The 25799-nt window shown below is 64.8% G+C and carries 29 protein-coding genes; 21 read left to right on the top strand and 8 right to left on the bottom strand.

The genetic code is table 11. The features are described 5' to 3' along the window. Positions 1–132: 132 nt before the first annotated feature. Positions 133–669: a hypothetical protein gene (locus tag ACQ7HM_RS21265; RefSeq protein WP_434218236.1), complete on the bottom strand. Its 537-nt coding sequence runs from the start codon at positions 667–669 to the stop codon at positions 133–135. After that, positions 666–1169, bottom strand: a complete 504-nt coding sequence (locus ACQ7HM_RS21260; protein ID WP_434218235.1) for a hypothetical protein — start codon at positions 1167–1169, stop codon at positions 666–668. Before ACQ7HM_RS21260 ends, ACQ7HM_RS21265 begins: the two co-directional genes overlap by 4 nt. A 414-nt stretch (positions 1170–1583) precedes the next feature. Here ACQ7HM_RS21260 and ACQ7HM_RS21255 point away from each other — a divergent pair, with 414 nt between their 5' ends. The 3 genes from ACQ7HM_RS21255 to ACQ7HM_RS21245 are packed head-to-tail and all read left to right on the top strand — an operon-like array spanning position 1584 to position 5537. Further along, positions 1584–2363, top strand: a complete 780-nt coding sequence (locus ACQ7HM_RS21255; protein WP_434218234.1) for an ArdC family protein — start codon at positions 1584–1586, stop codon at positions 2361–2363. Between the two features lie 4 nt (positions 2364–2367). Next, positions 2368–3501, top strand: a complete 1134-nt coding sequence (locus ACQ7HM_RS21250; protein WP_434218233.1) for a tyrosine-type recombinase/integrase — start codon at positions 2368–2370, stop codon at positions 3499–3501. Continuing rightward, a complete protein-coding gene (locus ACQ7HM_RS21245) occupies positions 3498–5537 on the top strand; it encodes a tyrosine-type recombinase/integrase (RefSeq protein WP_434218232.1) in 2040 nt (679 codons plus the stop codon). The genes ACQ7HM_RS21250 and ACQ7HM_RS21245 overlap by 4 nt, the downstream gene beginning before the upstream one ends. Positions 5538–5710: 173 nt before the next feature. Here ACQ7HM_RS21245 and ACQ7HM_RS21240 read toward each other — a convergent pair whose 3' ends face one another. Next, positions 5711–6667, bottom strand: coding sequence for a PGN_0703 family putative restriction endonuclease (locus ACQ7HM_RS21240; RefSeq protein ID WP_434218237.1), 957 nt, complete (start codon positions 6665–6667; stop codon positions 5711–5713). Between the two features lie 15 nt (positions 6668–6682). After that, a complete protein-coding gene (locus ACQ7HM_RS21235) occupies positions 6683–6946 on the bottom strand; it encodes a hypothetical protein (protein WP_434218231.1) in 264 nt (87 codons plus the stop codon). 104 nt (positions 6947–7050) lie between these two features. Here ACQ7HM_RS21235 and ACQ7HM_RS21230 point away from each other — a divergent pair, with 104 nt between their 5' ends. Then, positions 7051–7953 carry a DNA-methyltransferase gene (locus ACQ7HM_RS21230; protein WP_434218230.1) on the top strand — a complete coding sequence of 301 codons (903 nt, stop codon included), beginning with the start codon at positions 7051–7053 and terminating at the stop codon, positions 7951–7953. A 24-nt stretch (positions 7954–7977) separates the two neighbouring features. After that, the gene (locus tag ACQ7HM_RS21225) at positions 7978–9714 is read left to right on the top strand and encodes an AAA family ATPase (RefSeq protein WP_434218229.1); all 1737 of its coding nucleotides are present in this window, start codon (positions 7978–7980) and stop codon (positions 9712–9714) included. Here the strand turns inward: ACQ7HM_RS21225 and ACQ7HM_RS21220 are convergent. Then, a complete protein-coding gene (locus tag ACQ7HM_RS21220) occupies positions 9711–11153 on the bottom strand; it encodes a hypothetical protein (protein ID WP_434218228.1) in 1443 nt (480 codons plus the stop codon). The two genes, ACQ7HM_RS21225 and ACQ7HM_RS21220, sit on opposite strands and share 4 nt — an antisense overlap. Before the next feature lie 392 nt (positions 11154–11545). Here ACQ7HM_RS21220 and ACQ7HM_RS21215 point away from each other — a divergent pair, with 392 nt between their 5' ends. The 7 genes from ACQ7HM_RS21215 (at position 11546) to ACQ7HM_RS21185 (ending at position 14702) form a co-directional block, all read left to right on the top strand. Continuing rightward, on the top strand, positions 11546–11776 hold the full coding sequence (locus ACQ7HM_RS21215) for a hypothetical protein (RefSeq protein WP_434218227.1): 231 nt from the start codon (positions 11546–11548) through the stop codon (positions 11774–11776). A 32-nt stretch (positions 11777–11808) separates the two neighbouring features. Continuing rightward, positions 11809–12246, top strand: a complete 438-nt coding sequence (locus ACQ7HM_RS21210; protein WP_434218226.1) for a hypothetical protein — start codon at positions 11809–11811, stop codon at positions 12244–12246. A 416-nt stretch (positions 12247–12662) separates the two neighbouring features. After that, positions 12663–12842, top strand: coding sequence for a hypothetical protein (locus tag ACQ7HM_RS21205; RefSeq protein WP_434218225.1), 180 nt, complete (start codon positions 12663–12665; stop codon positions 12840–12842). Positions 12843–12857: 15 nt separating this feature from the next. Next, positions 12858–13034: a hypothetical protein gene (locus tag ACQ7HM_RS21200; protein WP_434218224.1), complete on the top strand. Its 177-nt coding sequence runs from the start codon at positions 12858–12860 to the stop codon at positions 13032–13034. Continuing rightward, positions 13031–13273, top strand: a complete 243-nt coding sequence (locus tag ACQ7HM_RS21195; RefSeq protein WP_434218223.1) for a hypothetical protein — start codon at positions 13031–13033, stop codon at positions 13271–13273. Before ACQ7HM_RS21200 ends, ACQ7HM_RS21195 begins: the two co-directional genes overlap by 4 nt. Beyond that, on the top strand, positions 13270–14238 hold the full coding sequence (locus ACQ7HM_RS21190) for a DUF3560 domain-containing protein (RefSeq protein WP_434218222.1): 969 nt from the start codon (positions 13270–13272) through the stop codon (positions 14236–14238). The genes ACQ7HM_RS21195 and ACQ7HM_RS21190 overlap by 4 nt, the downstream gene beginning before the upstream one ends. 299 nt (positions 14239–14537) lie before the next feature. Further along, positions 14538–14702, top strand: coding sequence for a hypothetical protein (locus tag ACQ7HM_RS21185; RefSeq protein ID WP_434218221.1), 165 nt, complete (start codon positions 14538–14540; stop codon positions 14700–14702). A gap of 78 nt (positions 14703–14780) precedes the next feature. Here ACQ7HM_RS21185 and ACQ7HM_RS21180 read toward each other — a convergent pair whose 3' ends face one another. Continuing rightward, positions 14781–15356 (bottom strand): hypothetical protein, encoded by a 576-nt coding sequence (locus tag ACQ7HM_RS21180; RefSeq protein ID WP_434218220.1) that lies wholly within the window; start codon positions 15354–15356, stop codon positions 14781–14783. 423 nt (positions 15357–15779) lie between these two features. Between ACQ7HM_RS21180 and nrdH the strand changes: the two genes are divergently transcribed. From nrdH to ACQ7HM_RS21150, 6 genes are all read left to right on the top strand, one after another. After that, a complete protein-coding gene (gene nrdH / locus ACQ7HM_RS21175; protein ID WP_434218219.1) occupies positions 15780–16022 on the top strand; it encodes a glutaredoxin-like protein NrdH in 243 nt (80 codons plus the stop codon). An 89-nt stretch (positions 16023–16111) separates the two neighbouring features. After that, complete coding sequence (locus ACQ7HM_RS21170) at positions 16112–16750, top strand: DnaB-like helicase N-terminal domain-containing protein (RefSeq protein WP_434218218.1); 639 nt, start codon at positions 16112–16114, stop codon at positions 16748–16750. Positions 16751–16773: 23 nt separating this feature from the next. Further along, positions 16774–17046 (top strand): WhiB family transcriptional regulator, encoded by a 273-nt coding sequence (locus ACQ7HM_RS21165; protein ID WP_434218217.1) that lies wholly within the window; start codon positions 16774–16776, stop codon positions 17044–17046. Continuing rightward, a complete protein-coding gene (locus ACQ7HM_RS21160) occupies positions 17043–17246 on the top strand; it encodes a hypothetical protein (protein WP_434218216.1) in 204 nt (67 codons plus the stop codon). Before ACQ7HM_RS21165 ends, ACQ7HM_RS21160 begins: the two co-directional genes overlap by 4 nt. 32 nt (positions 17247–17278) lie before the next feature. Continuing rightward, positions 17279–17533 (top strand): hypothetical protein, encoded by a 255-nt coding sequence (locus ACQ7HM_RS21155; protein ID WP_434218215.1) that lies wholly within the window; start codon positions 17279–17281, stop codon positions 17531–17533. Between the two features lie 25 nt (positions 17534–17558). Then, positions 17559–18335: a Fic/DOC family protein gene (locus tag ACQ7HM_RS21150; RefSeq protein ID WP_434218214.1), complete on the top strand. Its 777-nt coding sequence runs from the start codon at positions 17559–17561 to the stop codon at positions 18333–18335. Between the two features lie 70 nt (positions 18336–18405). Here the strand turns inward: ACQ7HM_RS21150 and ACQ7HM_RS21145 are convergent, their stop codons facing one another. Both ACQ7HM_RS21145 and ACQ7HM_RS21140 read right to left on the bottom strand, forming a co-directional pair. Next, complete coding sequence (locus tag ACQ7HM_RS21145; protein WP_434218213.1) at positions 18406–18753, bottom strand: hypothetical protein; 348 nt, start codon at positions 18751–18753, stop codon at positions 18406–18408. Between the two features lie 181 nt (positions 18754–18934). Then, a complete protein-coding gene (locus ACQ7HM_RS21140) occupies positions 18935–20335 on the bottom strand; it encodes an AlbA family DNA-binding domain-containing protein (RefSeq protein WP_434218212.1) in 1401 nt (466 codons plus the stop codon). A 454-nt stretch (positions 20336–20789) separates the two neighbouring features. Here ACQ7HM_RS21140 and ACQ7HM_RS21135 point away from each other — a divergent pair, with 454 nt between their 5' ends. From ACQ7HM_RS21135 to ACQ7HM_RS21125, 3 genes are all read left to right on the top strand, one after another. Further along, positions 20790–21233 carry a MobC family plasmid mobilization relaxosome protein gene (locus ACQ7HM_RS21135; RefSeq protein WP_434218211.1) on the top strand — a complete coding sequence of 148 codons (444 nt, stop codon included), beginning with the start codon at positions 20790–20792 and terminating at the stop codon, positions 21231–21233. Next, on the top strand, positions 21230–23221 hold the full coding sequence (locus tag ACQ7HM_RS21130; RefSeq protein WP_434218210.1) for a relaxase/mobilization nuclease domain-containing protein: 1992 nt from the start codon (positions 21230–21232) through the stop codon (positions 23219–23221). Before ACQ7HM_RS21135 ends, ACQ7HM_RS21130 begins: the two co-directional genes overlap by 4 nt. A gap of 681 nt (positions 23222–23902) precedes the next feature. Then, positions 23903–25690, top strand: a complete 1788-nt coding sequence (locus ACQ7HM_RS21125; RefSeq protein WP_434218209.1) for a YncE family protein — start codon at positions 23903–23905, stop codon at positions 25688–25690. Positions 25691–25799: the final 109 nt, after the last annotated feature.

Genomic DNA, 25799 nt, shown 5'->3' with positions numbered 1-25799 from the left:
CACCCGATCCCGCGCCCCGCGCGGCGGGCCGCCGACAGGCTTCGCCCGCCGGCGGTGTCGCTCGCGCGACAAAAGCTGATGCACGAACATCAAACGAACATTCTCGCCAACTACGCGACCAAAACCGACGAACTACCCACCGACCTCGTCGTATTCGTCTCCTAGTGTGAGCTGAACCCGATCACCGACCCGTACTCGCTTTTCGTCCGTGGAGAGCCCGGCCATGAACATGTCCTCGTCGTCGACGTTCAGCCTCTCTACGTGATCGGGAGTGGCCGGGGTTCCCTGCTGGAGCGCACGGAATGCGTTGGTCGTCAAGAAGTCGCTGAACAACCCGGGTTGCCCCGGTGATCCGCGCACGATCCGATACGTGCGGCCGATCGAGTGGTGACCATCTTCGAGGAAACGAACCACCTTTACGACTGTCTTAGGGAAGGGCACCTCGAGTGAGGGCGTCGACTCTAGAGCCTTTTTGCCCAGAACAACGAATCTTGACCCCAGCTCAACGCCGTCACTGCTGCCGATGTCGATGACAATTTCCCGCTTATCCATGATCGCTGCGACGGATCCTTCGGTCTTTTTTGGCATCCAGGGTTGCCGTCGAGTCGGGGCGTCCGTTGAACTCTCCTGGGGTTTCGCGCCCGACTCCTTCTCATCGCTGCCACTCATGTAGTGCCACCTCCGGTCGAAGAATTACTGTTATCGGGATTAATCTCGTTAGATCGCACTTCGATACTTAAATCGCTTACTGTCTTGGAATCAAAATCCCGCCAGCTTTCGATGAGAACTGCCGCGTCATCCGCTAGAGCCGTTACTTCTACGTTGACCCGCGTCAGGACTTGCCTAATCTCAGTGGGGGTAGCGGCGGGATTCTTTTCTTGTACTGTTTCAATTGCCTTTACGAGTGAGGAAAGACGTTCCGATAGCGTGGCCATATTCCGAACAATCGTTTTAGCGTGGCTTGGGTCGGGCTTCCTATGGCGGGAGAACAGCCAAGCTGAACCAAACTGTGTTGTAGCCGCTAGGAGTGCAAAAACAACCGGCAGGGAGTCGTTTTCGGTTGCTATTACACCCAAGGCAATCGTGACCGCGACGCTGAATAAAGCCAAGCCGACGCCCGCCCATTGCAGCAACGGGCGATTCGGTTTCTGCTGGCCCGCGTCGGTCACCATCCGATTCTAAGTGCATGAGCTACCGCGACACCGGCGCCCTCCCGGACAAACGCCGCTCCCGCACAACCGGCCTGATCTGGTGTCGCGGTGGAGCTGGCCGGCCCGGGGTGTGGCCGGCGGATCCGCAGTGGTCAGGGAGGGCGGGCGTGCTAGCGCACGCGTGGAGCCGCCTTCGGCGGCGCTGACAAGCGGCTTGGTTTTGCCTGTGGCCGTCCGATTTTGACCGGCGTCGTCCGCCGCACAACAACGCGGCCGCGGCCTCCGGCGGGACCACCACCACTTTCCAGCCCCCTCGCTGCGCTCAGTGGAAACTGCCGGCGGTGCCCTTGTTGTGCTCTGTCCTCCTAGCCGGTCTTCATCTCCCTTGCCACAGGGCAAAAACATTGGCGGACAACGGGAGGCTGAGCAGTTATGGGTACACGGAACGCGGGCGCGGACAAGGTCGCAGAACGCAAAGAGCGGGCCGCAGCGATGCAGGCCACCATCGCAACCCAGGTCGAGACCATGGCCGAATCCGACGGGTGGCGGGCATTCCTCGACTACATCGGCGCGTTCCACTCCTACAGCCTCAACAACACGCTGTTGATCATGTCGCAGCACCCGACCGCGACCGAGGTCGCCGGATTTCGCAAATGGCAGGAATTGGGGCGCCAGGTCCGCAAGGGCGAGAAAGCAATCCGCATCTTCGGGTTCAGTTCAAAGAAGGTCACCGAGACCGACCCCGCGACCGGCGATGAGACCGAGACCCGTATCCCCCGGTTCCCGATCCTGTCGGTATTCGCGAAGGACCAGACCGACCCCATCGAGGGAGTTGAGCCGACCGCCACCCCGGACGGGATCGCGACCCGCCTGTCCGGGGACGACCCGACCGGCATCTATGACCGGATGGAACAAGTCATCACCACCCAGGGCTGGACCGTGACCCGCGAACAGATCCCGGGTGAGAGCAACGGATACACCACCACCGATGGGACGCACCGGATTGTTGTCGACGCCGATGTTGAACCCGCCCAGGCCGCCAAGACGCTGATCCACGAAGCCGCCCACGCCCTGCTCCACGCCGCCGACGGAATCGACCGGGCCGAGATGCACCGGGGCACGGTCGAGGTAGAAGCCGAATCCGTCGCCTACATGCTTATCTGGACAGAGTCGTCCGGCAGGGGCGGGGCTCTATATTTGGGAATCAGGTGAAGCTGTGCGTGTTCAGGTCATCAATGGTGCGTCCGGCCGCGAGGTGCAGCTCCTTGACGGGTCGGGATGTCCGGTGGTTGTGGTGTCTCGCTACTTGGCCTACCTCGGTGCACGAGGGTGCTCGCCGAACACCGTGCGCGCCTACGCGCACGATTTGTTGCACCTGTGGCGATTCCTCGAAAAGGAGCGCCTTGCCTGGAATGAATTGCAGCCTCGGTCGGCGATGGATGTCTTGACCTTCTTGCGATCAGAGTCGTCCAGGGCGACCGGTCAGCGGTTGTCACTGTCGGCAGTAGGGCCCACGGGAGAGCCAGCCTTGTCGGCGCCAACTATCAACAGGATTCTCGCCGGCGTCGCCGGCTTCTATGAGTGGGCAATCGCAAGCGAATTGTTCGACGGAGTCAATCCAATCGAGCGGCGACCGGACCCAGCATGGCGACGTGTCGGTGAACGGCACCGGCCGTTTGCCGGCGAGGCCAGCAGGCAACTCGCGCAGCGGCGAGTGCTGAAGGTCCGCCAGCCACGCCGTCTGCCGCGTCCTTTGTCCGATGAGCACGTTAATGCTCTATTCACTCACCTGGCCGGGCTGCGGGATCGCGCAATGCTGCTGTTGATGCTGAACGGAGGACTGCGACCTGGCGAAGTCCTGTGCCTGCATCTCGAGGACATCGCCTATGGTCGACGCCGCGTGTTCGTACGGGTGCGCGACGATCACCCGGGTGGGGTGCGGCCCAAGTCCCGTTCCGAGCGGGTGGTCGACCTTCTCGACACCGAGACCCTCGCTGCTGTCAGCGAGTACGTTATGCACGTCCGACCGGCAGATGCTGATTCGGTATTCGTCTTCCTTGTAGGCGGAAATGGAGCCCGCCAGTGCGAACCATTGAGCTATGCGGCGTTGGCGCGGTTGTTCGCCCGTGCCGCCACGAGGGCTGGCATTAGAGAACCGTGGGTGACACCGCATGCACTGCGACACACCCACGCCACTCGCATGTGGGAAGGCGGAATGCGCGAATTGACGCTGCAACGGCGGCTCGGCCATGCATCCGTGGAGTCCACCCGCCTCTATACACGGGTAAGCGATCACGAGGTCGTCGCGGACTACGTGCGTGCGCTTGGTCAGAATGGCAACCAAAGATGACACTCCCTCTCGCGAGACCCGCCGAACTGCGACGTCGCCAGCATGCTTCAGCAGGGGAGTTCGCGGAACTGATCCAAGCTGTCAGCAAGGACCGGTCCTACCTGAGCCTGAAGCTCCGACATCGTCAGGAGTTCGTTACTCGCTACCCCGATCTCGACGAGTGGTTCGCAGAGCCGTTGACCAGGCGGGTCGGTCGCCTGATTGGTGAGGACCCCCGCCGCGGCCAGGTGACCGATCCAATCTCCTACAACGCGCGCCAATACCTGACCTTCCTCGGTGTGACGGGACGGGTGGCCTTCGACTGGGACTGGCTGATCGCCGTCCCAGCACTGAACGTGTGGGTGCACGCCCGCTCGCTGGGCTTGCCAATCGTCGCCACTAGGCAAGAGTTGGCCAACATCGGAGCTCAGATAGGTTTCAGCGCCCGCTCAGCCTCACGCGCTGCGGAATGGGCGCTGTCGCGGATGTTGTTGCATGGCGGAGTCCCGCCGATCTCACAACTGACAACCGCCGACTTTACCGAAATGCTCTCCGCAATAGACGCTTTCGGCGCCCGCAAGGACCGCCCCTCATTCCACGGCGACGACCCTCGGTGGGTCAGTAAACGACGCAACTGGGGTTCCCAGGTATTCCTGCTGCAATTGGTGCTCTACCACGCAGGTCACATTCCCGAAGTGCCCAAGGAGCCGCTACCGACGACCACGGCCTTTCCAGACATGCCAACTGTCATGCACGCCACGATTGATCAGTACCTTGCCGCTCGCGCCCAGCTGGACCGACCTGCCACCATTGAGAACATCCGTTCGGGGCTGCGCCGTTTTTGCACCTGGCTAATGGTGAACTACACCGTCGAATCGTTCGCCGACGTCACTCGATTGCACTGCCTTGAATTCTGCGTATGGCTCGCCACACAGACCCATCACCGCACAGGCCTGCCCCTGGCGCCGGCGACCCGCCGAGCTGACCTTCAAGCCGTGCTCGGATTCTTCCGTGACGGCTACGCCTGGCAATGGCCCGACATGCCCAACAAGCCGCTGCTCATGAACGGAGATCTACCCAAACTCACCCGGGCGGTCCCACGGTTCATACCCGACGATGAGCTGGTCGCACTGATGGACGCGATTCACCTGCTGGAGTGTCCGTTTCAGCGCGGTGCGCTGCTGATCGCGCGATGGAGCGGGGCCCGGCGAAGTGAGATTCGCATGCTCGCTCTGGACTGCCTCGACACGTACCCTGATGGCACCCCAAGGTTGCGGCTGCCTGCCAGCAAGAACTACGCCGAACGCATCGTTCCGCTCACCGAGGACGCAGCCGACGCCATTCGCATCCTTCAGCGCTTGCGGCACGGGCAACTCGATCGACCACTTCCTGGCAATCACAACGAGCGACCCGCCCGGCGCCTGTTTGTCCGCAAAGGCCGAGTGTTGTCCAACGCTTACCTGTTCGACGACTCGCTGCAGACTGCATGCCGATCCGCGAACCTCCTCAACGCGGACGGCAGACCCACCATTACAGCGCATCGGTTTCGCCATACAGTCGGCACACAGCTCGCCGAGCGGGGCGCCCGCCTTCAGACAATCATGAGCGTTCTGGGCCACAAAAGCGTGCAGATGGCGCTGGTCTACGCCCACATCAGCGACCCCGCCGTTCTGCACGATTACCGCTCCGTTCTGAGCGAGGACGCCACGATCGCAGGCCCGTCGTCTGCTGTGATTCGAAATCGCGAACTCGGCCCCGGAACGGTCGACTGGCTCAAGAGCAATTTTTTTCGCACCGAACTCGAACTCGGGCACTGTCTTCGACTCCCCAGCGAAGGCCCATGTGAGTGTGACCTGTATCTAACGTGCGCCAAGTTCATCACCACCCCGAAATACGCTCCCCGCCTCCGCGACCGCTACAGCACCGAGCTCGACCTCGCGAGTACCGCGCGCGAACGTGGTTGGGCCCGCGAAGTCGAACGACACGAAGCCACAGCACGGCATCTGTGCCAACTACTGACGGACCTCGGCGAATGGCCATGCCGCAGGGACGAGTGAACGCAGGAAGGCGCCGCTACTCGTCGCCCCGTGGAGTGCGATTCTGTTGCAGCGGCGGTTACGCCCGCACGGTCTGACGTCTGAAGCAGGGGTGGCCTGGGGGCCTGTCGAACAATTCCCCACTCTCTCTCAAGCAGTGCGCCAAGACATCGAAAAGTGGTCGTCATAGTAGGTCACAGGCCATTGGTCGCCTCGCCCCGTCTTTCCCACAGCGCGTCACTGAGGTGGTAGGCCACATACCGGGTGCGCAGCTCATCAACCGTTCGAGATTGGGTGGCGTTGGCGGATCTGGACATAGCCAGGAGAAAAGAGTCGAGGCCGCAGGGGTGAAGGGTGCCGTTGTCCACGATGGCGTCGAACTCGTCGATGACTGCAGCCGCAGCTGAGTCCGCCGGATGGTGCACGACTATGAGCTGACTTCTCGTGGCGCGCGCTTCTTGCGCCAGGAAGACACACAACGCGTGACATCGGATTAGCTGGTTCACCGCTCGAGTCCGGGAGGCTGGCGCGTCGAGGTTCCAGAGGGGCGGGTGCTGGCTATTCGCAATCTCGCGGTACTTGGGGTTCGCCCAGATAGGTAAGACTCGGCTACTAAACCGGTCGCTGTACTTGACCTCGATTGCAATCGAAAGGTTCTGACCGTTCTCCGTCTTCGCAATGACCCACACGTCTAGCATTGTTCGATCGCCCAGCGCCTGCGACGGGCGGTGGGGCGCATGTTCAATATGCGCCTGAAGCACTTCTCTCACCGGCGTCCCCAGCACGTCCGTTAGGACACACGCGAACCAAGCTTTGTCATTTAACAACGGTCCAAAAATGTTTAGGGTGAGCGCCTGGCTCGACGTGAGGTATGCCGTACACCTGGTCGGATCAAGACCCCAGCCACGTGACCGTCTTTCGCGGTAGAGCTGGTGAGCGTGATCTGAGGTGAAGTTCTTGCCGGCAAGTGCGGCAGCGGCGGGGAGGATCGACCCGCGCGGAGTACTGACGCGGCCGTGGACGGATGATCCATACGATTCAATTCCTAGGACCGCTGCGCGGTACCACGCCTGGTGAAAGCGCACTCGCGATGCAAGGGGACTCTCGGCAAACGAGACTGGGCCGAGGGCGGCGAGTTGTACGTCTTGGATGCGGGGTTCCTTGAGCTAGTTTCCGGTGGTCGGTGGCTGCGGGTCCCGGCGAACAGCAACGACTACTGGTCGGCCTGTTGATTCCGCCCACGCCTCGATCTCGCGGATATCCCATAGGTCGCCGGCGCGCAGACGCTTTACGGGCTTCGGGAACAGCGAATGGCGGGTCTTCCACACATTGACGGTGTTCGCCTCGATCCCGAGCGCGACAGCGATCTCAGCTGGTCCGACGAGAAACTTCGCCAGCTCTCGCAGACTATCGTCACCCTCGCCTGTCACGCGGCCAGGGTATTAGAAGCGACGCACGTCAACGACTCGCAACCACCAACACGCCGGTGCACCCACATGAGGGCCCGCCGTCGGAGATGTCTTACACTTGGCTCATGTCGGTGCAACCTGCGAGCATTCCAGACCAAATGACGACTTCAGAGGACGATGCTGTCAGTGGGCCTTTCGCCGCTGGTGAGCGAGAGAACGGCACCACCTGGCAGGTGCTGCAGGGAGACTGCAGGACGGCGCTCACGGCCCTTGAGCCGGGATCGGTTGACTCGGTTATCACGTCCCCGCCCTACTATTGGCAGCGAGATTACGAGGTCGCTGGCCAGTTCGGGTTGGAGGCGAGCATCGACGGGTTCGTCACGAACCTCCGTGAAGCATTCGCCGCTCTGAGGCCTGCGCTCAAGGACACGGGAACGGTGTTTTTGAATCTCGGTGACACGTACTACAGCGCCAAAGGCCGCCCGCACGGGCAGGACAACAAGCACCGCAGTCGGCGGCTGCCAGGGCTGCGGGCCGTCGATGGCCCTGGGTTGGGTTTGCCCCGCAAATCACTGATCGGCATCCCGTGGCGCGTGGCGTTGGCACTGCAGGAAGACGGGTGGACGCTGCGAAGCACGATCATCTGGGTCCGGCAGAGCGCTATACCCGAGCCCACCAGCAAGGACCGCCCCTGGCGTAAGTACGAGCACATCTTCCTGTTGTCCAAGTCGCCGCGCTACTTCTTTGACCGAGAAGGCCTGGACGGCGAGGAGGATGTGTGGTTCATTGAGCCTGATCGACGGTCCCTCGCCCGCGGAACCCACTACGCCCCGTATCCCCGGAAACTGGTCGAACGGTGCATCAACGCCGGATGTCCCGAAGGCGGCGTAGTCCTAGATCCATTCCTCGGCGGAGGCACCACCATGTACGTCGCCGACGAGATGGGCCGATCCTCGATCGGGGTCGAGCTCAACCCCGACTTCTGCTCGCTGGTGGCGGACAACATGGACGGGATCGCCGTCCAATAACCGCGGCCCCGGTACGGTCAGACCGTGCCGTACCCCCCCGCCGGTCTTGTCCTCAGAGCTGCTCACGCCCTAATTGGGAAACACCCGATCGCTATTGTCACGCTTCCGGCGCTGCTGTCCGCTGCACTGGGCGCTGGCCGCGACCCTGTCGTTGAGGGCGTTCCCTACGGCTCAACGCAGGAGACGTCCCTGCTCAGCGAGTACTTCACCCTGCCCAGGCCCCCGGATGCAAACAGGCCTTACCGCGTGCCGTGGTCCGAGGATGCACCCTGGCAGACGAAGAAGTACCCCGGCGGTGGACTGCAACGCCTCCGGACGGATGCCGCAGGCAGGGGCCGCGTCCTGCGGCAAGAAAAGACCGCACAGGGCCCAGACATCTGGCACATCACGCCCGCTGCCGGCGCAGAGTTTGTTGCCTCCTACCCCAACCAAGCAGTTCGGCTCGTCGACCTCGCCCTGTGGTTCGGACGAGACCTAGATACAGCCGACCTCGACACCCAGCTCGGCGGCAGTAGCGACCTCGACCGCATTGTTGTGTGGTTCCGAACGACATTCGGGCTCGACGTCGCCGACCTCATTGGTACTGCGTACACCACCGACATCCCCGAGGCCTACCGCCAGATGCCGTTCACGGACACTCCGATCGGAATCGATACCTTCGAAGTCCTCGGCAGCCAACCGCCGGCCCCGACAGCTGGCGTAGATCTGCCCGATCTCGTTGACGCCCTTGAGCAGCGCCTGCGATCCGGTGGGTACGAGCTGCCGGCTGGACTGGTGCGACGAGTCCTCACCGGCTGGTTACGTGGTGACATTGTGGTGCTCGTCGGACAACCAGGCACCGGCAAAACAATGTTTGCATCCCTCCTTGCCGCGGCGCTCGAGGCCGAACTCGAGCTGGATCCGGCCGTCGTCGTGGCAATTCGAACAGATTTCGACGAAGCCGAGTTCATTGGCTACGAACGCCTCGACGGAGCGCCCGAACTCCGCCCATTCGCCAAAGACGTCCTCATGACTGATAGTCCGCTGGAAGCCAAAATCGTTGTCTTGGAGGAGTTCAACCTGGCATCTATCGAGACATACATGGCGTCAATTCTGGTCGCGACACAGGAGAAGAGCCGCCGGGTGCAGCTGCCGGGTAACACCGCCGGCCAGCTGCCCATCGACACCTTCATCCTCGCAACATGCAACTCCTATCGCGACGAGCCAGAGACCCGCACACGCGTCAGCTCCCCCACGAAACGCCGGTCGACGGTGATCACCATGCCCAACGTTCTCGGTGATCGGTACGAAGCGGATCCAGACCGTGCTGTCTTGAGCCTTGTCACTGGGATCATCTCCACCGCGCGAACGAGCGTTGTCGAGCGAATCGACAATTCCAGGCCCGCCCAGTTCGACAGCATCCGCAACGACGCGCTGTCGGCAGTGACGTCGGCCAACGACCTATCGACAGAGGTCCAACGACTTCTCGAAGAAGTTACATCCGCCATATTGCGAACCTCAATCGGGCGATCGTGGTTCACAATGGGACTGCTCAAAGACGTCGTCCTCGCAGTCGCTCACGCACCACGAGACGCAAAATCTGAGGTAATCGCACTCGGAGAATCGGTTGCGGACAAACTTGTGCACCAAGTCCGCGGGACCCACGCAGATATCGAGGAGCTCCGTGAGGTGTGCGGGAAGCTACCCAACGCCGCCGAGATAGACGCCATGTTCGACAGGATGATGGACGGGCCCTCCGACGAGCTCCTTCCGCTGCTCTAATACGGCGGCACAGCCAGCGAGCCCAGGATCACCGGGATCGCTGACTCGAGACTGTCATTTGCAGGCCGCACCGCGATCTCGTGAATCGTGAGCCCGTGTCCTGCCACCGCCAAGGTCTCGACGTCACCGGGGTACAGGATGCACACGGCGGGGAGCCCATACAGCCCGACGTACGACGTGACCTCTTTTCGCGAATCCTCGGACGCGCCACCATCGGTGGCCCGCCGATACTTCGCGTCGAGCACCGCGACCTCGCCGGTGGATCGGCGGTGCAGCAAAAGATCTGGGCGCGACACGTCCGGTCGGGCACTCACCGCTCGCCATGACCGGAGTACTCCTGGTGGGCATGTGGTGTCGTAGTACAGGTCAAAGTCCGGACCCGTGAACGCCAGCGGAGCAGCGCCCAGCACAGGAGTGGTCTGGTGAAGGCCGAGGCATTTGGCCAAACGTGTCGCCGTGTACGCCTGGTAGATCTGATCCGACTTGTTGACATAGCTGTACCGCGTCAGCGGCCGCGTGTCGGCAGACCAGCCGAAAAGCCGCGAAACATCGAGCGCCGCAGCGTAAGTGGTCCGGTACGCCGGAACCAGCATCTCCTCGGATTGACGCGGATAACTCAGGACCGACCCTGTGTCCGTGAAGGCGGAAAGCGCCTGTGCGATTGGGCGTTTCCCCAGCGTTGCCGCACGATTTGCCCACAAGCGGCACCGAGTGACAGCGCTCGTCGACGGGTGGCTTTCGATCACCTCCGTTGCTAGCCTACTAATCCATCCGAGCAGTGCCACTGCCCGCCTATTGGCCACAGTCTGCAGACTCGTGGTGCGCTTACGGGTTACAACCCGAAGTGGATCAAAGCGCTCACTGCCTACCTCGAGGAGTCCGTCCTCGCGCCTTGCCAGATACTGGCTGGGCGACGACCGGAGCAGCCGCAGGGTGGGGGCACTCAAAACCCCACTCCCCCCTCGTCTGCTCAGCTTCTGGTTCTGCACACTCCGAGTACGCGGCCCGGCCAGCACATGCTCGACACCGGCCATCGTGTCATCGGCCCAGTGGTCCAGCCATCCATAAACCACGTGAGCGTCGCGAAGACCAGAACCATCGGAAAACAGCGCCTGCCCTCCCCAACCGGTTCCGAGCGTTCCCATCTCGGCCAGCATGGCTCCGATGCCATCAAGTCGGAGCTTGGCGTCCTCGGTGGCAAACCAGAATATCGATCCACCAGCGTCAATCCGGTGGTAGCCGGTCGACCGCGTCAGATCCAGCGCGGCTAGCCCGACCGGACCACCGGTGAGACGGGTGATCTGTCCATCGATAGTGACTGTTCGCGACGTCAAACCCCGAAAAGCGACGACCAGCTGAGTCGAGGGAACGACCCGAGGCTGAGTGCCGAGGGTCCATTCGCGAACTCCCGCTAAGAGTCGAACGTCTATCTCGCCCATCGAGAAATTGTGACACTGGTGTACGAAGGTGGACAGACCTGGCTACCGACGCCAATGTGTCGTTGCACTAAACGCCCCGAACGGGAGCGTCCCTTCGGGCCCCAAAGTGGCCCTAGGTCTAATACTGGTGTGCTTTGAATTTGCCCCTCGGGCCGTACGGTTTTGGCGCGACGACCGGCTCGCTTCCGTGTGGGCGGAGTCCAGGCCCCGTCGACCCGATTTGGTCGCAGCAGCGTCGATTCCGCACCGCGACTAACGCCCAGATCGTGCGCCAGCAGATGGAGCGGCGTTTGGGGTCGACGTTGGCCGTGCGCGGCTCGCGGCACCACGCGTCCCCCGAGGGCCCGCGGAATCGACTTGCGGGCGGCCTGGCCGGTGACTGGTCGCGGCACTTGACAAAACCTGTCCAGATAAACGTCCTGGCCGGACTGCTGGGACTCGACACCGCCACCTACTCCATCGGCTACATCACCGGATGGGCCGACGGGAATGCCGAGCTGGTCGCCGCGACAGCCGCCCGAGTCCTCGGATGCGTGCACACCCTCGCCGACGCCCTCGACGCCCTCCAGGACCCCACCGACAGCGCCACAACGGCCGACGTCGACGACGTCACCGCCGCCTGACCACCACCAACCCACCCGATCGGAGACCCACCATGTCCCTGCACCGCGACTGGACCAGCGTCAGCGACGCCAGCTACAGCCTCGTCACCCGCGCCACCGCACCCGACGACATCGCCTGCTCCATCGACACCAGCCACGCCCTCTACGTCGGCGACGGCAACGGAGACGGACTGATCATCGAAGGTGACCTGGCCGCCCTCGCCCGCTGGGTCGACAAGATCCACACCCACATCCACCGCGCGATCGCCACCGACCTCACCCGGTGGGCGGCACTGTTCGGTGACGGCGAACTCGCCGACGAACTCGCACCCAAACTCAACTGCGGAGAAGCCGAGATCACCGCCGACGCCCTGCACGCGGCCGGAAACAGCGCGGCCGCAACAACGTTCCTCAACGCCCACATCTGCCGCGACACCGAGGACGGCGAAACCCACGACAGCGACGGCAGCGGGCAGGAGCCGATCGCATGACCGGCGGTGGGGGCCGGCGTCGAGCCGACCCCCACCGCAGCACCGCGCGGCCGCGCAGCGATCGCATCGACCGGACCTGCCGGCCCGGACCGGTTAGTCGGTGGACGCGGCCTGGCGGCCGCGCGGATCTATCGGGCGGTGTGCTGCGCACCCCGAATTGGAGCTCCCTGGCGGTCGCACTGTTGGAAGAGCGTGTTGTTTTCCCTTCTGGCCGTCCGATTTTGACCGGCGTCGTCCTGCACACAACAGCGCGTTCGCGGCCTCCGGCGGGACCGGCGCCACTGTCCACACCCGCACTCGGCTCCGCCTCGCGTGGACACTGCCGCCGCTCCCCTGTGGTGCTCCGTCCTCCTAGCCGGTCTTCATCTCCCTTGCCAGAAGGGCAAAAAAGTTGGCGGTAACGAGAGGAGCCAGTCATGGCAGTTTTCCGAGGCACCAACCCCATCGCAGCGGGCGAGTTGGTGTGGGCCCAGATCGCCGGACCCGGCGACCTCGAGTTCGACGACCTGTCGATCGCGGACCGCGCCGCCCTCATCGGCCTCGCCCTGGATGACCCCGAGATCCGCGAAGCCGCCATGACCGAGATCACCGTCTGAGAAGGGGAGACAGCCATGAGCAGCAACGCGATCCGTTACGCCTGCGGGCACGGCGACTGGCACGACACCTACACCGCCGCCCAAAACGACCCCGGCAGGCTCCCGCCGGCCGAACCGATCACCGACGAACAGTTCGCCCGCCTGCGCGCTCTGCTGGCTGCGAACACCACCCCCGAGGAGACGGCCCGATGAGCCTGCACCGAGAACGAACCACCCCCGACACCGCGAGCTACAGCGTCGTCACCCGCGAAACCGCGCCCCACGACATCGAGGTGCGCATCGCCGAGGACCACGCGCTCTACATCGGCACGCCTACCGGCGACGGCGTGGTCATCGAAGGCGACCTCGCCGCGATCGCCGAGCTGGTCGACCACATCCACGCCCACGTACACACCACCCTTGCCGACACCAGACAGGACCAGCACCGATGACCATCACCATCACCCACACCCCCGCCGACGGAACCCTCGTCGAGGGCACCAGCCGAGGCGACGGCACCAACACCGTGTTGAAAGCCAACGGTTTCCGCTGGTTCCGGACGTTGGGACTGTGGGGCATCTCAGGCAGTCGCGACCGCGACCCCAACCGGACCAAGATCACCGCCGCCGCCGACGCCCTGCGGGCAGCCGGACACGACGTCGAGATCGACATCGACGACACCCACCGCGACCCCGCGACCGTGGAGGCTGACCGCGCAGCGCGGGCCGAGGACCGGGCCGCAGCCCTGGCCGTCAAGGCCGAACGACGCCGGGACCAGGCCGACGCGGCATGGGACGCAGACCGGAAGGCGACCGCCGCACTCCCGCCCGGCGGAGAACCGATTCACGTGGGGCATCACTCGGAAGCGCGGCACCGCAACGCCATCGACAAGGCGCACCGTGCGATGGGCCGCGCCGTGGTCGCCGAACGCGAGGCGGTCGAGACCGCCCGTCGTGCCGACGTCGCCACCCGGGCGACCGATCACCGCTACAACCCGGTCACCGTCAAGAACCGCATCGACGGCCTCGAGGCCGAACAACGCGCCGATCAGCGCGCACTCGACGGCCACACCCGGACCCTGTTCACCACCGGCGACGGAACAAAGGTCCTCGACGTCACCGAACCCGCCGCCGGCAAACACCGCGACACCCTGACCGCCCGGATGACCGCCCGCGCCGACGACATCGCCTACTGGGCCCGGATCCGCGCCGAACAGATCGCCGCCGGTGAGGCCACCAACTACAGCCGCGACACCATCGCCGTCGGGGACCAGGTCTGCTACCGCCGGCAGTGGTACACCGTGCGCCGGGTCAACGCCAAGACCGTCACCATCCCGTCGATCGTCGGCGGCTCCTGGACCGACACCATCGGCTACCACAAACTCACCGGGCACCGGCCGGCGACGACGTCGCGGTGAGCAATCGGTGGCGGGCCGGCATCGAGCCGACCCGCCACCGCGCTTCGCGTCTGTGGTCACCAAGGGGGCGCGCGCCTTCTCAGCGTGGCTGGTCGGGGGCCCGAGCTGTCAACCCACACTCCGGCACACTCGCGTGTTCTCCGCTGCGCTACGCCCACGCGCTCCACCGAGCCCGGCAACCCGTACTCGCTGCGCTCGCAGCCAAACTCGGTTCCGGTACCTACGTTCTCCGGGGTTGACATCCCACCCCGACCAGCCCAATCGGCAGGCGACAACGCCAACCGACGAAGGGCAAACCGATGACCAACAACTTCTCCGACATCAAGACCTACAGCATCTACCGATACAACGTCCCGTTCGACGGAACGTTTACCACCGAGACCGGAAACCTCGAAACGATCGAACCGGCACGGAACGACTGGGCCGGACGAGGCGATCACGACCCGATCGAACACCAGCACTGACTCACAGGGACCCCACCACACGGTGGGGTCCCTACAGTCATGCTCTTCGCGCGGAGTTGATTCGAAACGTACGCAGCCTCAGCCGATGATCGGCAATCGCGATCCGGTGGCAACCCCGCGCTCGCGGAACGACATCGCCCAAGACGCCAGCACCTTGTCGGCAGACACCCGCACGTTCGTCTCTCCGGAGTTGTCCCATTCTTCTGCGTACAGATCGCCCGACACCGAGTCGGCGTAGAAGCTAGTTCCAGCGATCGACACGCTTCCGTGTGCAGTCAATTTCCCGCGGATGTCTTCTTGCCGCGGCGGACTGTGCTGGATATATCTCCAGACCCGCCCGTCAGGCAGGAGCATGTCTAGGGAGCTGAGTGAGCTCGGGTTCGGGCCCGAGTGAAGTCTGGACCAGTCAGCTTGCAGTGGAAATCCTGGGGGCGACATCACGGCAGGCGTCCGCCAGTTACGACGTGGCCTGATCTTGTAGGGCCGCGGCGGCGACTGCCTCCCGAGGTGCTCGGCCAACTGTCGGAGGCCGGCCTCAAGCTGATCGGCGGCCCGCTCTCCACGACGTGACCGCGCCACACTCTCCTGCGCAGACTGCGCATCGGCAACCTTGCGCGCCGCCAGCTGACGGTTGAGCTCGTCCTCAAAACCCATCCACAGAGCATAGATAGTCGCGAGGCCGGCGCAGGTAGTTCGAACAGGCGAACGCGAGGCCACGCACGCAAGCTCGTCATCCCCTGATCGGCTGATCATCACAATGGGCCGGCACTCCGGCGTCAAGCAGACTCCGGCGAGATAGACCCACGCGCTCACACTCCGCTGCGCGTCGTTTAGAGCTTATTTCGCGGCCCTATCCCGCCTGCGCAACTTGACTCCTCCGACCGACCCAAGTGCATGGCCGAATATCAGGAAATGCCCAAACAATGGTCTATCCACACCACGCAACAATGCGCACAGACCGTAACAAAATAGATACGTTAATTGATCGAAAAGTATTGCCGCACAACGACTAATAGCTTAAAATGGATGTACCAGCAACGCATTCCAGTCGACTCTCACCGAATAGGACTCAGACCAATGACTGACACCACGATCACCGTCTACACCAAGCCCGCCTGCGTTCAGTGCAACGCCACCAAGAAGGCCCTCGACAAAAGCGGCATCAGCTACGAGCTCGTCGACATCAGCGTCGATGACACCGCCCGCGATTACGTGATGAGCCTCGGCTACCTCCAGGCGCCGGTCGTGGTGGCCGGCGAGGATCACTGGTCGGGATTTCGCCCCGATGCGATCAAAGCGCTTGCCAGCCAGGCCGCCTGAGAAACACCGCCCGGTGATAGTTGCCCGGTGCCGGCCAACCCAACAGGAAGACCGAACCGATGAGCGACCACGACGATGAGGACCCCGACATGACCGCAGCGTTGAGTGAACCCACCACCCACCTCGAGGCCGGCACCTTCCGTGCCGAAGCACCCGGAGACGACCCCACCGGATACGGCGGCCTGGGCGACGACGTCGACACCGAACTGGCGGTCGCGGCCGAGCTCGAGGAGGCGTTGCTCTCGGCGTTGATGTGGGCACCACAAGAGTTGGCGGCCGCCATCACCGAGATCCTGTCCGCACCCCGAGACAACGGCGCCGACTACGCCCCGTTCGTGCGCCCGGTCCACGCCATCGTGTTCGACGCGATCGCGGCGGTGGCCACCAAAACCCAGCCGTCGCCCATCCTCGTCAATGCGCGGTTGATGGAAACCGGGCAACTACGGTCGTCGGCCGGCGGTGTCCGCAACACCATGCTCACCCTCGCCGCACCCACCAACGCCCCGATGACGATCGTCGACAACATCGCCTACCTCGCGATCAAGATCGTCGACGCCCACTACCGCCGCGGCTACACCGCGCTACTGACCCGCATGACCCAACACCGCGACGAGTCCCCGATCGAAGACCTCGCCGGGCACTGGGCGCAGCTCACCGGCTACCAGCAGCGCGCCGAGACCGACTGGACCAACCGGCGTGAAGCCCTCGAAGCGTTGGGCCGGCGATGAACACCCCACGGAAGGTGACAGCGATGAGTGCACCCACGACGCCGTACCGCGGCATCGACCTCGACACGACCGGCGAGGCGTGGCGCACCGACGGTGTGTGCGCCGAGGTCGACCCCGACCTGTGGTTCCCCGAACAGGGCCAGAACGCGAGATGGGCGAAACGGATCTGCGCCGGCTGCCCCGTCACCGATGAATGCCTCAAAGCCGCCCTCGCACGCGATGAACGGTTCGGCATCTGGGGCGGCCTCACCGAACGCGAACGCGACGAACTGCGGGCCCGGCGGCAGACCGCATGACCACCATGGAGTTCGCCGACCACGAAAACCTGCACCAACTCCAAGCACTCGCCTACCGGCTGCGCCACCACGACGGACTGTCCTGGGCCGCGGTCGCCGGTGAACTCGACGAACCGGTCCCCGTCGTCCAGGACCTCGTCGCCGACTACATCACGCGCACAGACGCCGCCGCCGACGCCACCCAACCCGCACTGTTCTGACACCCGCACACACGACCGGAAGGATCACTACGATGACCACCATGAGCCTGTCCCCCGACGTCGCCGCCCTGGGCTGGCCGTCGCGGTACCCCGAGCTGTTCGCCGACCTCACCGACGCCCAGGCCCGCAGCGTCCACAACGCGATCGCCAACGGTGTCCTCGAGGGATGGGAACCGACCCGCGCCGACGTCGCCGAGCAGTGCGACGCCGCGGCCGGCCGGATCGGGATCGAGGAGATCGTGTCCCGCGCGCGTGGCGGTGCCGCGGCGAGAGGACACGCGAGCTGATCGAGCACGCGGTAACGGTTCACCGGTGACACGGTCCTGGGACGACTACTTCTGGCCCGGCGAGAAAGTCCTCCGCAACAAACTCGACGAACACGGCTTCCTCGCGTTGCAGGCCGCCGAGTACCGCGTCACCGCCTACCGCGACGGACAGATCGCGCGCGGCGAGATCCCGATCGCCCGCACCTTCGACACCGCCCACCTCAACGACATCCACCGAGCCTTGTTCAGCGATGTCTACGACTGGGCCGGCGAGATCCGCGCGGTCCCGATGTCGAAGAACGGGATCGCGTTCGCCACCCCCGACCGCATCGGGATCTATCTCAACGACGTCGCCCGCGTCGTGCGTGAGACGCCGTGGGCCCAGCTCGACCGCGACGACACCGCCGCGGCCGCCGCCCGGATCTACGCCCTGGGCAACGTGGCCCACCCGTACCGCGAAGGGAATGGGCGGGCGTTGAAGATCTTCGTCAACCACGTCGCCGCCCAAGCCGGTTACGAGTTCGATTTCGACGCCATCGACAAAGACGTGTGGAACCAACGATCCATGCTGTCGATGCCCGACCTCGGCGCCCACGAACCACACCCCGACGAACTCGCCCCCGTGTTCGCCCACATCATCACCGACCTGCCCGCCCCCGCGCCGGCGATCGACCCGGCGCTGCTCGAGCAAGCCCGCAACGCTGCACGTCTCGCCGGCATCGACAATCCACGCCAACCCGGTACCGGCGCCACGCATCCGCGGCCGCACACCCCCAAACCCGCCAGCCGGCCTCGCGGCCGCGACACCGACTACGGCCGCTGACACCTCCAGACGACGAACGGGGCGAGTGCACACGATGTGCACTCGCCCCGTTGTCGTTGCTGCGGTGTTGCTACGCCGATTTGGCGAAACTCTGATCGCCTACCGGTGCGGTCGACTCGCCACCGTGGCTGTCACTCGGCGACGGCGCCGGCGTCGTCGAGCTGGTCGACGAACGACGACCACGCGACGCACCAGGCGCGCGACGACGAGTGCCGCCAGTAGTCATCGGATCGACCTTGAACGGACGCAGTAGCTTCGCGTCCACGCCGTGCTTCTCGGCCTCGGCGATCAACCCCGACAGGTTCGACACGTTCGCCATGTCGGTGGTCAGGAACTCATCGCGAGCGGTCGTGATCGACTGGTGCACGCCGACGATCTGTTCCAGGACCTCAATCTTGCGTTCGGCCTCGGCGCGCACAGACTGCGCGATCGAATTGATGTCGAGCTCGGGCATGACAGGTACCTCTTTCGTGAGACGGCAAGAACGAAAACGCTGCGGCGAACACCGGTGGCGGCTACCACCAGCTGTCTGCCGTGTCGCCCATCGTGACGGCGGCTACCGACACAACGAACACGTCCGTCCGAGGGTAGCCGCTGCGCTACTCGGAAGCCGGTTCGTCGCCAGCGCGGTTGACGTGTTGTTCACACCACGCGGCCACACCACCGAACGTCAGATCGTGACCGAGATTGTCCAAATGCGCGCGGCCGGTGTGGTCGAAAATTCGCGGTTCGTCGAACGCGAACTCGGCGAATATGTCGGTGGCAAGCTCGAACGTCGCCGCCGCAGTGAGCTGGTGGTCGCGTTCCCCGCCGAGCGGCAGTGTCGCGGTAGTTGACTGCGTGGTCGACACCGGTTGAAAGGCGTGCCACGAGTCGTACTTGAAGAACCCGTCACGCTGCGCCTTCGGCTTGCACAGATTGCTGTAGCGCCGGTCGGGGATGTGCAGTTGCGCGCGGAGCTCAAGGTCGCCGCCCGCTCCGGTGTCTCGCGCGTGATCGGCCAGCAACGTCAGCAACGTGAACAGCCGCCACTCGATCGACACCGTGGAGAACCAAAAGTGAACGGCATTGTCAGGCACCGTCGCGGCGAACTCGACAGGTTTCTGGGGAGCCAGTGCGCCGGCTGCGAACCCTCCGCCGTTGTGCGCCAGCTCGACGTGGGAGCCGTTCGCCAGATTGTGATCGTGGCGGTCAGTGAAGACAGTCCGGCCAACAGCCGGTCGTGCGTCATCGAACCGAATCCCGCCGAGGCCGGGTTGTTCCGGACTCTTGCCGCTGCGCAGATCCGTCGTCAACCACGAGCGCAGGAACTCGACCTCCGCGGCGCGCGCTGCCGGCCCCGGGACACGAGCGCCCAGCGTCGTGGGCACACACGCCACCGACACCCACCCCAAGTTGTCGGCGTTCGTAAGCCTTCTGCTCCCGCGCTCATGTAGCTCGGTGACTTGCTCGCTGATGCCAGCGGTCGCGGCAAACCGTGCGCGATACGCGCCGGCGACTTGCTGCTCCGTCATCCAACTCGTGTCTCTGCCGACACGAATTGGATACCGGAAGTGCGACGCTTTCGGGCTGTCTGGGACAACCGCGTGTGGCGCGTCGAAGCTGCGCCCGATCGCGATGACCACGAAGTGTCGGCCGTCGCCGTTGGCGATCGCCCGCACCGTGAGATCGGGCAGGAACGGGCGGATGCGCGCGTGCCGGATGCGGTCGATGTACTTCTTGATCTCGGCGACGTCGTCTGTGGTTGGCGTCGGCCCTGCGGCCTGATCGTTTCCGTCGTCGGCCACGCCGATCACGATCACGCCGCCTTGGTGGTTGGCCATCGCAGCGAGGTCTTTGGCCAGCTCGTCGTCGTCGACCTTGGGCTTGTAGGGCTCGCTCTTCCAGTCGAGCTGGTCACCCTCGGCTGCGGCCTTGTCGATCGCCCGCTGGATCGCGGCGGCGTCGATGCGGTCGACGGGTACACCGAAGATGTCACGAAGAATCGGGAAGGCGGCCACCGCGTCATTCTGGCCGACCGCCACGACACCGCACGCCACACATGTCCCCGGCCCGCTCGCCTCTCCTGTCCCCAGCCGACGTTTCCGGTGCGACTACGACTCCGCCGGCCGCGCACCCGCGTCCGCGCTGGCCGTGTCGGGCGTTGCCCGCCGCCAGGTGGAATCGCGCGGGAGCGCGATCGGCTCTTTGGCCGCCCCGAAGGGGCGGCGGTAATGCATCCGAATCCGCTGGCGCGGATGCTCGCAATCGTGCAACGGCGGAGCAAGCTGTCGTTTAGACATGCCTAAACCTTGAAATGCCCGTACCTGTCGCGGTACGGTGCACCCACCAGGTTTGGCGGGTGTCCCCACAAGGGTGGGTTCGCTGCGCTGAGCCATCTCGCCCCGGACGCCGGGGTCGAGAAAAAGACGCACGAGACAGCGGCCCGTTTGGGCCGGGCGGGAGGGCCGAACGATGAGCGAGTCGACCGAGGCAGGCGGCGCCGATCCGGCGCCTGCGCGTCGGTCGGTGCTGCGACGTCGTCGCGCCAATACGCCGGGTGGCCGGCAGGACAAGATCGAAGTGAAGGTCACCGGCGACGAGGACGCGTTACTGCGGGCGCGCGCAGCGCTGGCGGGGATGAGTGTGCAGCGGTTGATGGTGACCCGTGCACTGTCGGAGACCACCGCGGCGCCAGTCGACTACGAGGTTCGCCGCGCGGCCTGGGAGCAGGCGTGCGAGGTCCGCAACCTGCTCGCCGCGATCGGCAACAACATGAACCAGATCGCCCGCAACGCCAACACAGACAACGAACTGCCCGAGGATTTCGACGCCGCGGTTACCGCCACGCACCGCGCGATGCGCCGCGTGCTCGACGCGTTCGGCGAGACGTTCGGGTTCGAGGGTCGTCCCGGATGATCCCGAACATCACCCACGGCGCGAAGATGACCGGGCTGGTCATGTATCTCGCCGGCCCGGGGCGCGCGAACGAGCACACCAATCCGCATGTGGTCGCGGCGAGTAGCGAGGCGATGACGTTCGCCGGCCGCAACGGAGCGCAGCTCGATCACGACGCCGCACTCGATCTGGCGAGTGAACTCGACACCGCGCGGATCGTGTTCGGAACACCAGTGGTGCGCACCGACAAGAAGCAGCTCGCCGCGGCCCAGGAGCGCGGACTGACCGGGTCGACGGCGTTGGCCGAGGCGACCCACGACGAGAACGTGTGGCACTGCTCGCTGTCACTGTCACCGGAGGAGTCCGCCGACATCGGCGGTCTGTCGGACGAGAAGTGGGCGACGATCGCCCGCGAGTTCATGGCCGAGATGGGGTTCGACTCCCCCACCGATGCGCCGGCGCGGTGGGCAGCGATTCATCACGGCGCCACCAAGCAAGGCGGCGACCACATCCACATCGTCGCCTCGCGGATCCGCGACGACGGCGCAGTGGTCAAGCTGTGGTTCCCCGAGCCCGGCGAGACCCGCAACACCGGCGACCTCCGACGCTCGCAGCGTGTTGCTGCCGACCTCGAGCAGCGGCACGGGCTGCTGATCACCGCGGGCCGTGCCGAGCGTTACACGACCAAGGGCGTCAACCCTGCCCAGGACAACATCGCCACTCGCACCGGCCGGCCCGAGCCGGTCAAGACGACCCTGGCGCGCAACGTCCGCGCCATCTCCGGCGCAGCGGAATCCGAAGCCGAGTTCGTGCGCCTGGTGCGGGCCCACGGGATGCTCATCCGGCCGCGCTACGCCACCGGATCGCGCACAGAGGTGACGGGTTACTCGGTTGCGTTGGCCACCGACACCTACGCCACCAAGACCGGTGAACCGGTGTGGCACGGCGGCGGGAAACTCGGCAACGACCTGAGCTTGCCGCGGCTGCGCGAGACGTGGATCGACGACGACGGTGCCCGCGCCGACGCGGTCAGTGCGTGGTCGCACAACCGTCGCGAACCGATCGCCGCGTCCGCGCCAGGCACCCAACCGGAACCGGTCATCACACCCAAGCGAGCGCAGCCCCGCAACCGGGTGACGTTCGAGCAAGCCCGCGACACACTGCGCGACAAGGTCCTCGCCGCCGCGCAGGCGTCGCGGACAGAGTCCGACTTCGTCGGTATCGCGTTCAGTGATCCCGATCTGTTGATCCGGCCGCGGTTCGCGAAGGGGTCGACCACCGAGGTCACCGGTTACAGCGTGGCGCTGCGTCCGCACTTGTATGCCCGCGCAGACGGACAACCCCAGTGGCACGGCGGCGGGAAGCTCGACCCGCGGTTGTCGCTGTCGTCGCTGCGCGAGCGGTGGGAACCGGGCAACCCCGCCTACATCGACGGCCAGTGGTCTCGCGCGGCCGGGCACCGCACACCACGAACCGACCAGTGGGGGCCGGCCGCGGCCGCAGCGGGTCGGTGGAGCGAGCGCGTGAACTCCGTCGCCCCCGACGCATCGATGACATCGTGGGCCGCGGCAGGCGCCGACACCGCCGCCACAGTCAGCGCGTGGGCCATGCGCGCCGAAGCGGGCAAGCCCGCCGAACTCGCCCGCCTGGCCGACGCACTCGCCGCGACATCAGGTGAAAAACGCGCCGGCGGTGACCGGCGCGGCGCCAGCGCCGCCCGTCGAGCCGCAGCGATGATCCTCGCCGCGAGCCACGACGACCCGATGCAGGCGTACCGCGTGATGTTCGCTCAGATCGCCGCAGCGTCACGCGCAATCGCCGCCGCTGCCGAAGCTCGCGGACATGCACAACGCGCCGTAGCGATCCGCTCAGCCCTCGACGACGCCACTCGTAAGCACGCCGCCGCCGTCGCGGTGACTCCGCAGCAGCAGCGCGCAGTCACCACGGCATCGCGCAGTGCTCCGACACGGCGACCCGGCGCCGGACGGGATAGCGACTATGGGCGTTGACGCGGCGACGTCCCCTGTATCGCGGTACGCGACAACCTAACCCCGCAACGAATTGGTGCTTGCCGCAAGCACTGATCGCCGGGATAGCCTGCTGTCGCGCGAACATACTAATTTCGCGGGCGATGTCCTTTTTGGAACCTCTCGCGCTATGAGATCGGTGGGTGGCTGTGCCAAGAATTAGCAATTCTTCACCAGGCACGAAAGGCCATCATGACTGTCTCCAACACGCTGCCGCCGATGTCAGACTCCGTCGGTCGCGCCGTCAGTTCATGTAAACGGAGCGCCTTGCGAGCCGCTTTCTTCGGCGCCGGCGTGATTGCACTGGCGTCAGGTCCAGCCCTTGCGCACGCCGACCCGACGATCGACTCCAGCGACCCCGCCACCCAACATTCGAGCCCAGCGCCCTCGGTCACCAGCGGCAGTCCCACCACGTCAGCGCCGTCGCCCGCTGCTCCGCCAGCGGAGCCTCCTACAACATCGTCAACGGTCTCGGCGACTCCAATCGCGGTGCCAACTACGACGAGTCCGCTCGAACGAGATAGCGCCCGCACCGCGGACGTCGCAGATCCGGTTCCGGCAACAGCAGAAAAAGCGCCAACAGCCACCACGATTCCAACGGCGGCCGCGGTCGCCACGTCGCCAACGCCGCACCGACCATCCGCCGGTCTCGACGCGTCGGTCGTGTCGGCTCCCGACGGTGCGTCGGTATACACGCCGACCGCGCCGATGGTGGATCTAACGGAAGCTAACAGCTCCGCGTCGCAGCTAGGCGAAGCCGGTCCTATGGCCCCAGCGGTTCCGCAACCGTGGAACCCCATCGGTACGTTCGTCACAGCGCTTCTGCAGCAGCTCGTCGCCAGTGTGCGTGACACTTTCTTGGCCAACCCGATTGCACAGGCAATTTGGGCGCAGTTCCGGCCAACCGAGCAGAGCTCACTGCGGGTGAATGCACCAGTCACGGCAGGTGCACCGCCGACTACGAGTCGGCCAGTCACTCAAATCGCGGCGGCGACCACGCAGACGTCCGACGCGAGCGCTGCCGGCTCGCTCGCCGATGCTGGCGGGCAACTCATTGGGCCCTATACCGCCAACCTCTTCGCCCTCTCTAGAGACGGCACCCGCGGCTACGCCAGCGTCACGACATACGACCAAACAACGAACCAGACGACCTACTACGTACAGCAGGTCAACCCAGCCACCCAGCAGCCGGTGGGCGCCCGCATCGAACTGCCGGGCCGAATCACAGCGCTCGCCCTGACGCAACAAGGCGACCGGCTATACGTCACCACCGCCGACGCAGTTCGCGGCGGCGCCGTCAACACCATCGACACTCGCACCAACACCGCCAGCAGTGCCCCAATCTTCCTCGAATACGCCGAGCCGGCCGCTGGAATTGCCGTCAGCTCTGATGGCAACACCGTGTACTTCGAGGCGGCCAATACCGGGATCGGAAACGGAAACGGTGACGTCTTCGCGGTCAACACAAAAACGGGGTCCATCACAACGATCCCGTCGGGATATCCGGTTGTCACCGGACCAGTTGTGCTCGACGAGACCAACGGTCGCATCTACGCCGGCAAGACCGATGGCACTTTTAATTACGGGCAAGTCTCCGTCACAAATCTGCAAACAGGCCAGATTGCCACTATTTATGTGGGCGGCTCGCCGACAGAGCTGGTGTTAAGCGACGACGGCCGCACCCTTTACGGAAACCTCCTGCAGGGCGGACTATTCGCGATCGACACCACAACTCTGACCGTTTCGAAGTACTACACAGTCCCGCTGGCACCATCAGCGCAGAAGTACATGGCGCTGAGCCCTGACGGTAAGTACCTCAGCGTCGCAGGGATAGCGGCTCCCGGCGGCAGCACAGTGATAGAAATCGACACCGCGACCGGTGAAGGGGTTGGCGTGGTGACCGGACTTGACTACTCCATCTACTCACTGCGCTACCGCCCCGATGGGGGATTGCTGTATGCAGTCGGCACACGCAATGACAGCGGCGGCTACTTCGGTTCGCTATCGACCACCACCGGCAACCCGACCGACGGCACAGACGGTGGCGGTACGACCAACCCCGGCAGCGGCACCGGCACCGGCGGCACGACAACCCCCGGCACCGGCTCGGCGGGCGAAAATATCGCCAACTTCTTCTCAGGCCTGTCCTTCGCGCTCGATCTGCTCGCTGGCACACACGCGGCGGAGGTACTCGGTCCAGTGGGTGCAGTCTTCAGCGGCATCAACATTGTGGCGGGGATAGCCAATTTGGCGGTAGGCACTGCAAACAACAATCCCTACCAGCAAGTCGGTGGAGCACTGCAGTTGGTTGGCGGCACACTGGGACTGCTTGCACTCATTCCAGGACCCACTGCCCTGCCCCTCGCCGCCCTGGGGATCGCTCTGGACGTCACGGGAATTCTGGTTTCCCAGCTAGAGGCAGCTACCACTCCGCAGGCCGTTACCGTCTAGCAGTTGGGGCGGTGCGGTCGCGGGCGAGCCAGGGCGGCAATACGCGGCCAGCGAACAGCCCGCCGTCGCGATGACGGCGGGCTGTCGATCAAGGGTGGTTGATCTCGCT

Source organism: Williamsia sp. MIQD14, assembly GCF_051025635.1.
GTDB lineage: Bacteria > Actinomycetota > Actinomycetes > Mycobacteriales > Mycobacteriaceae > Williamsia_A.
Note: the sequence above shows the minus strand (reverse complement) of the source record. Positions and strands in the feature narration are given on the sequence as shown.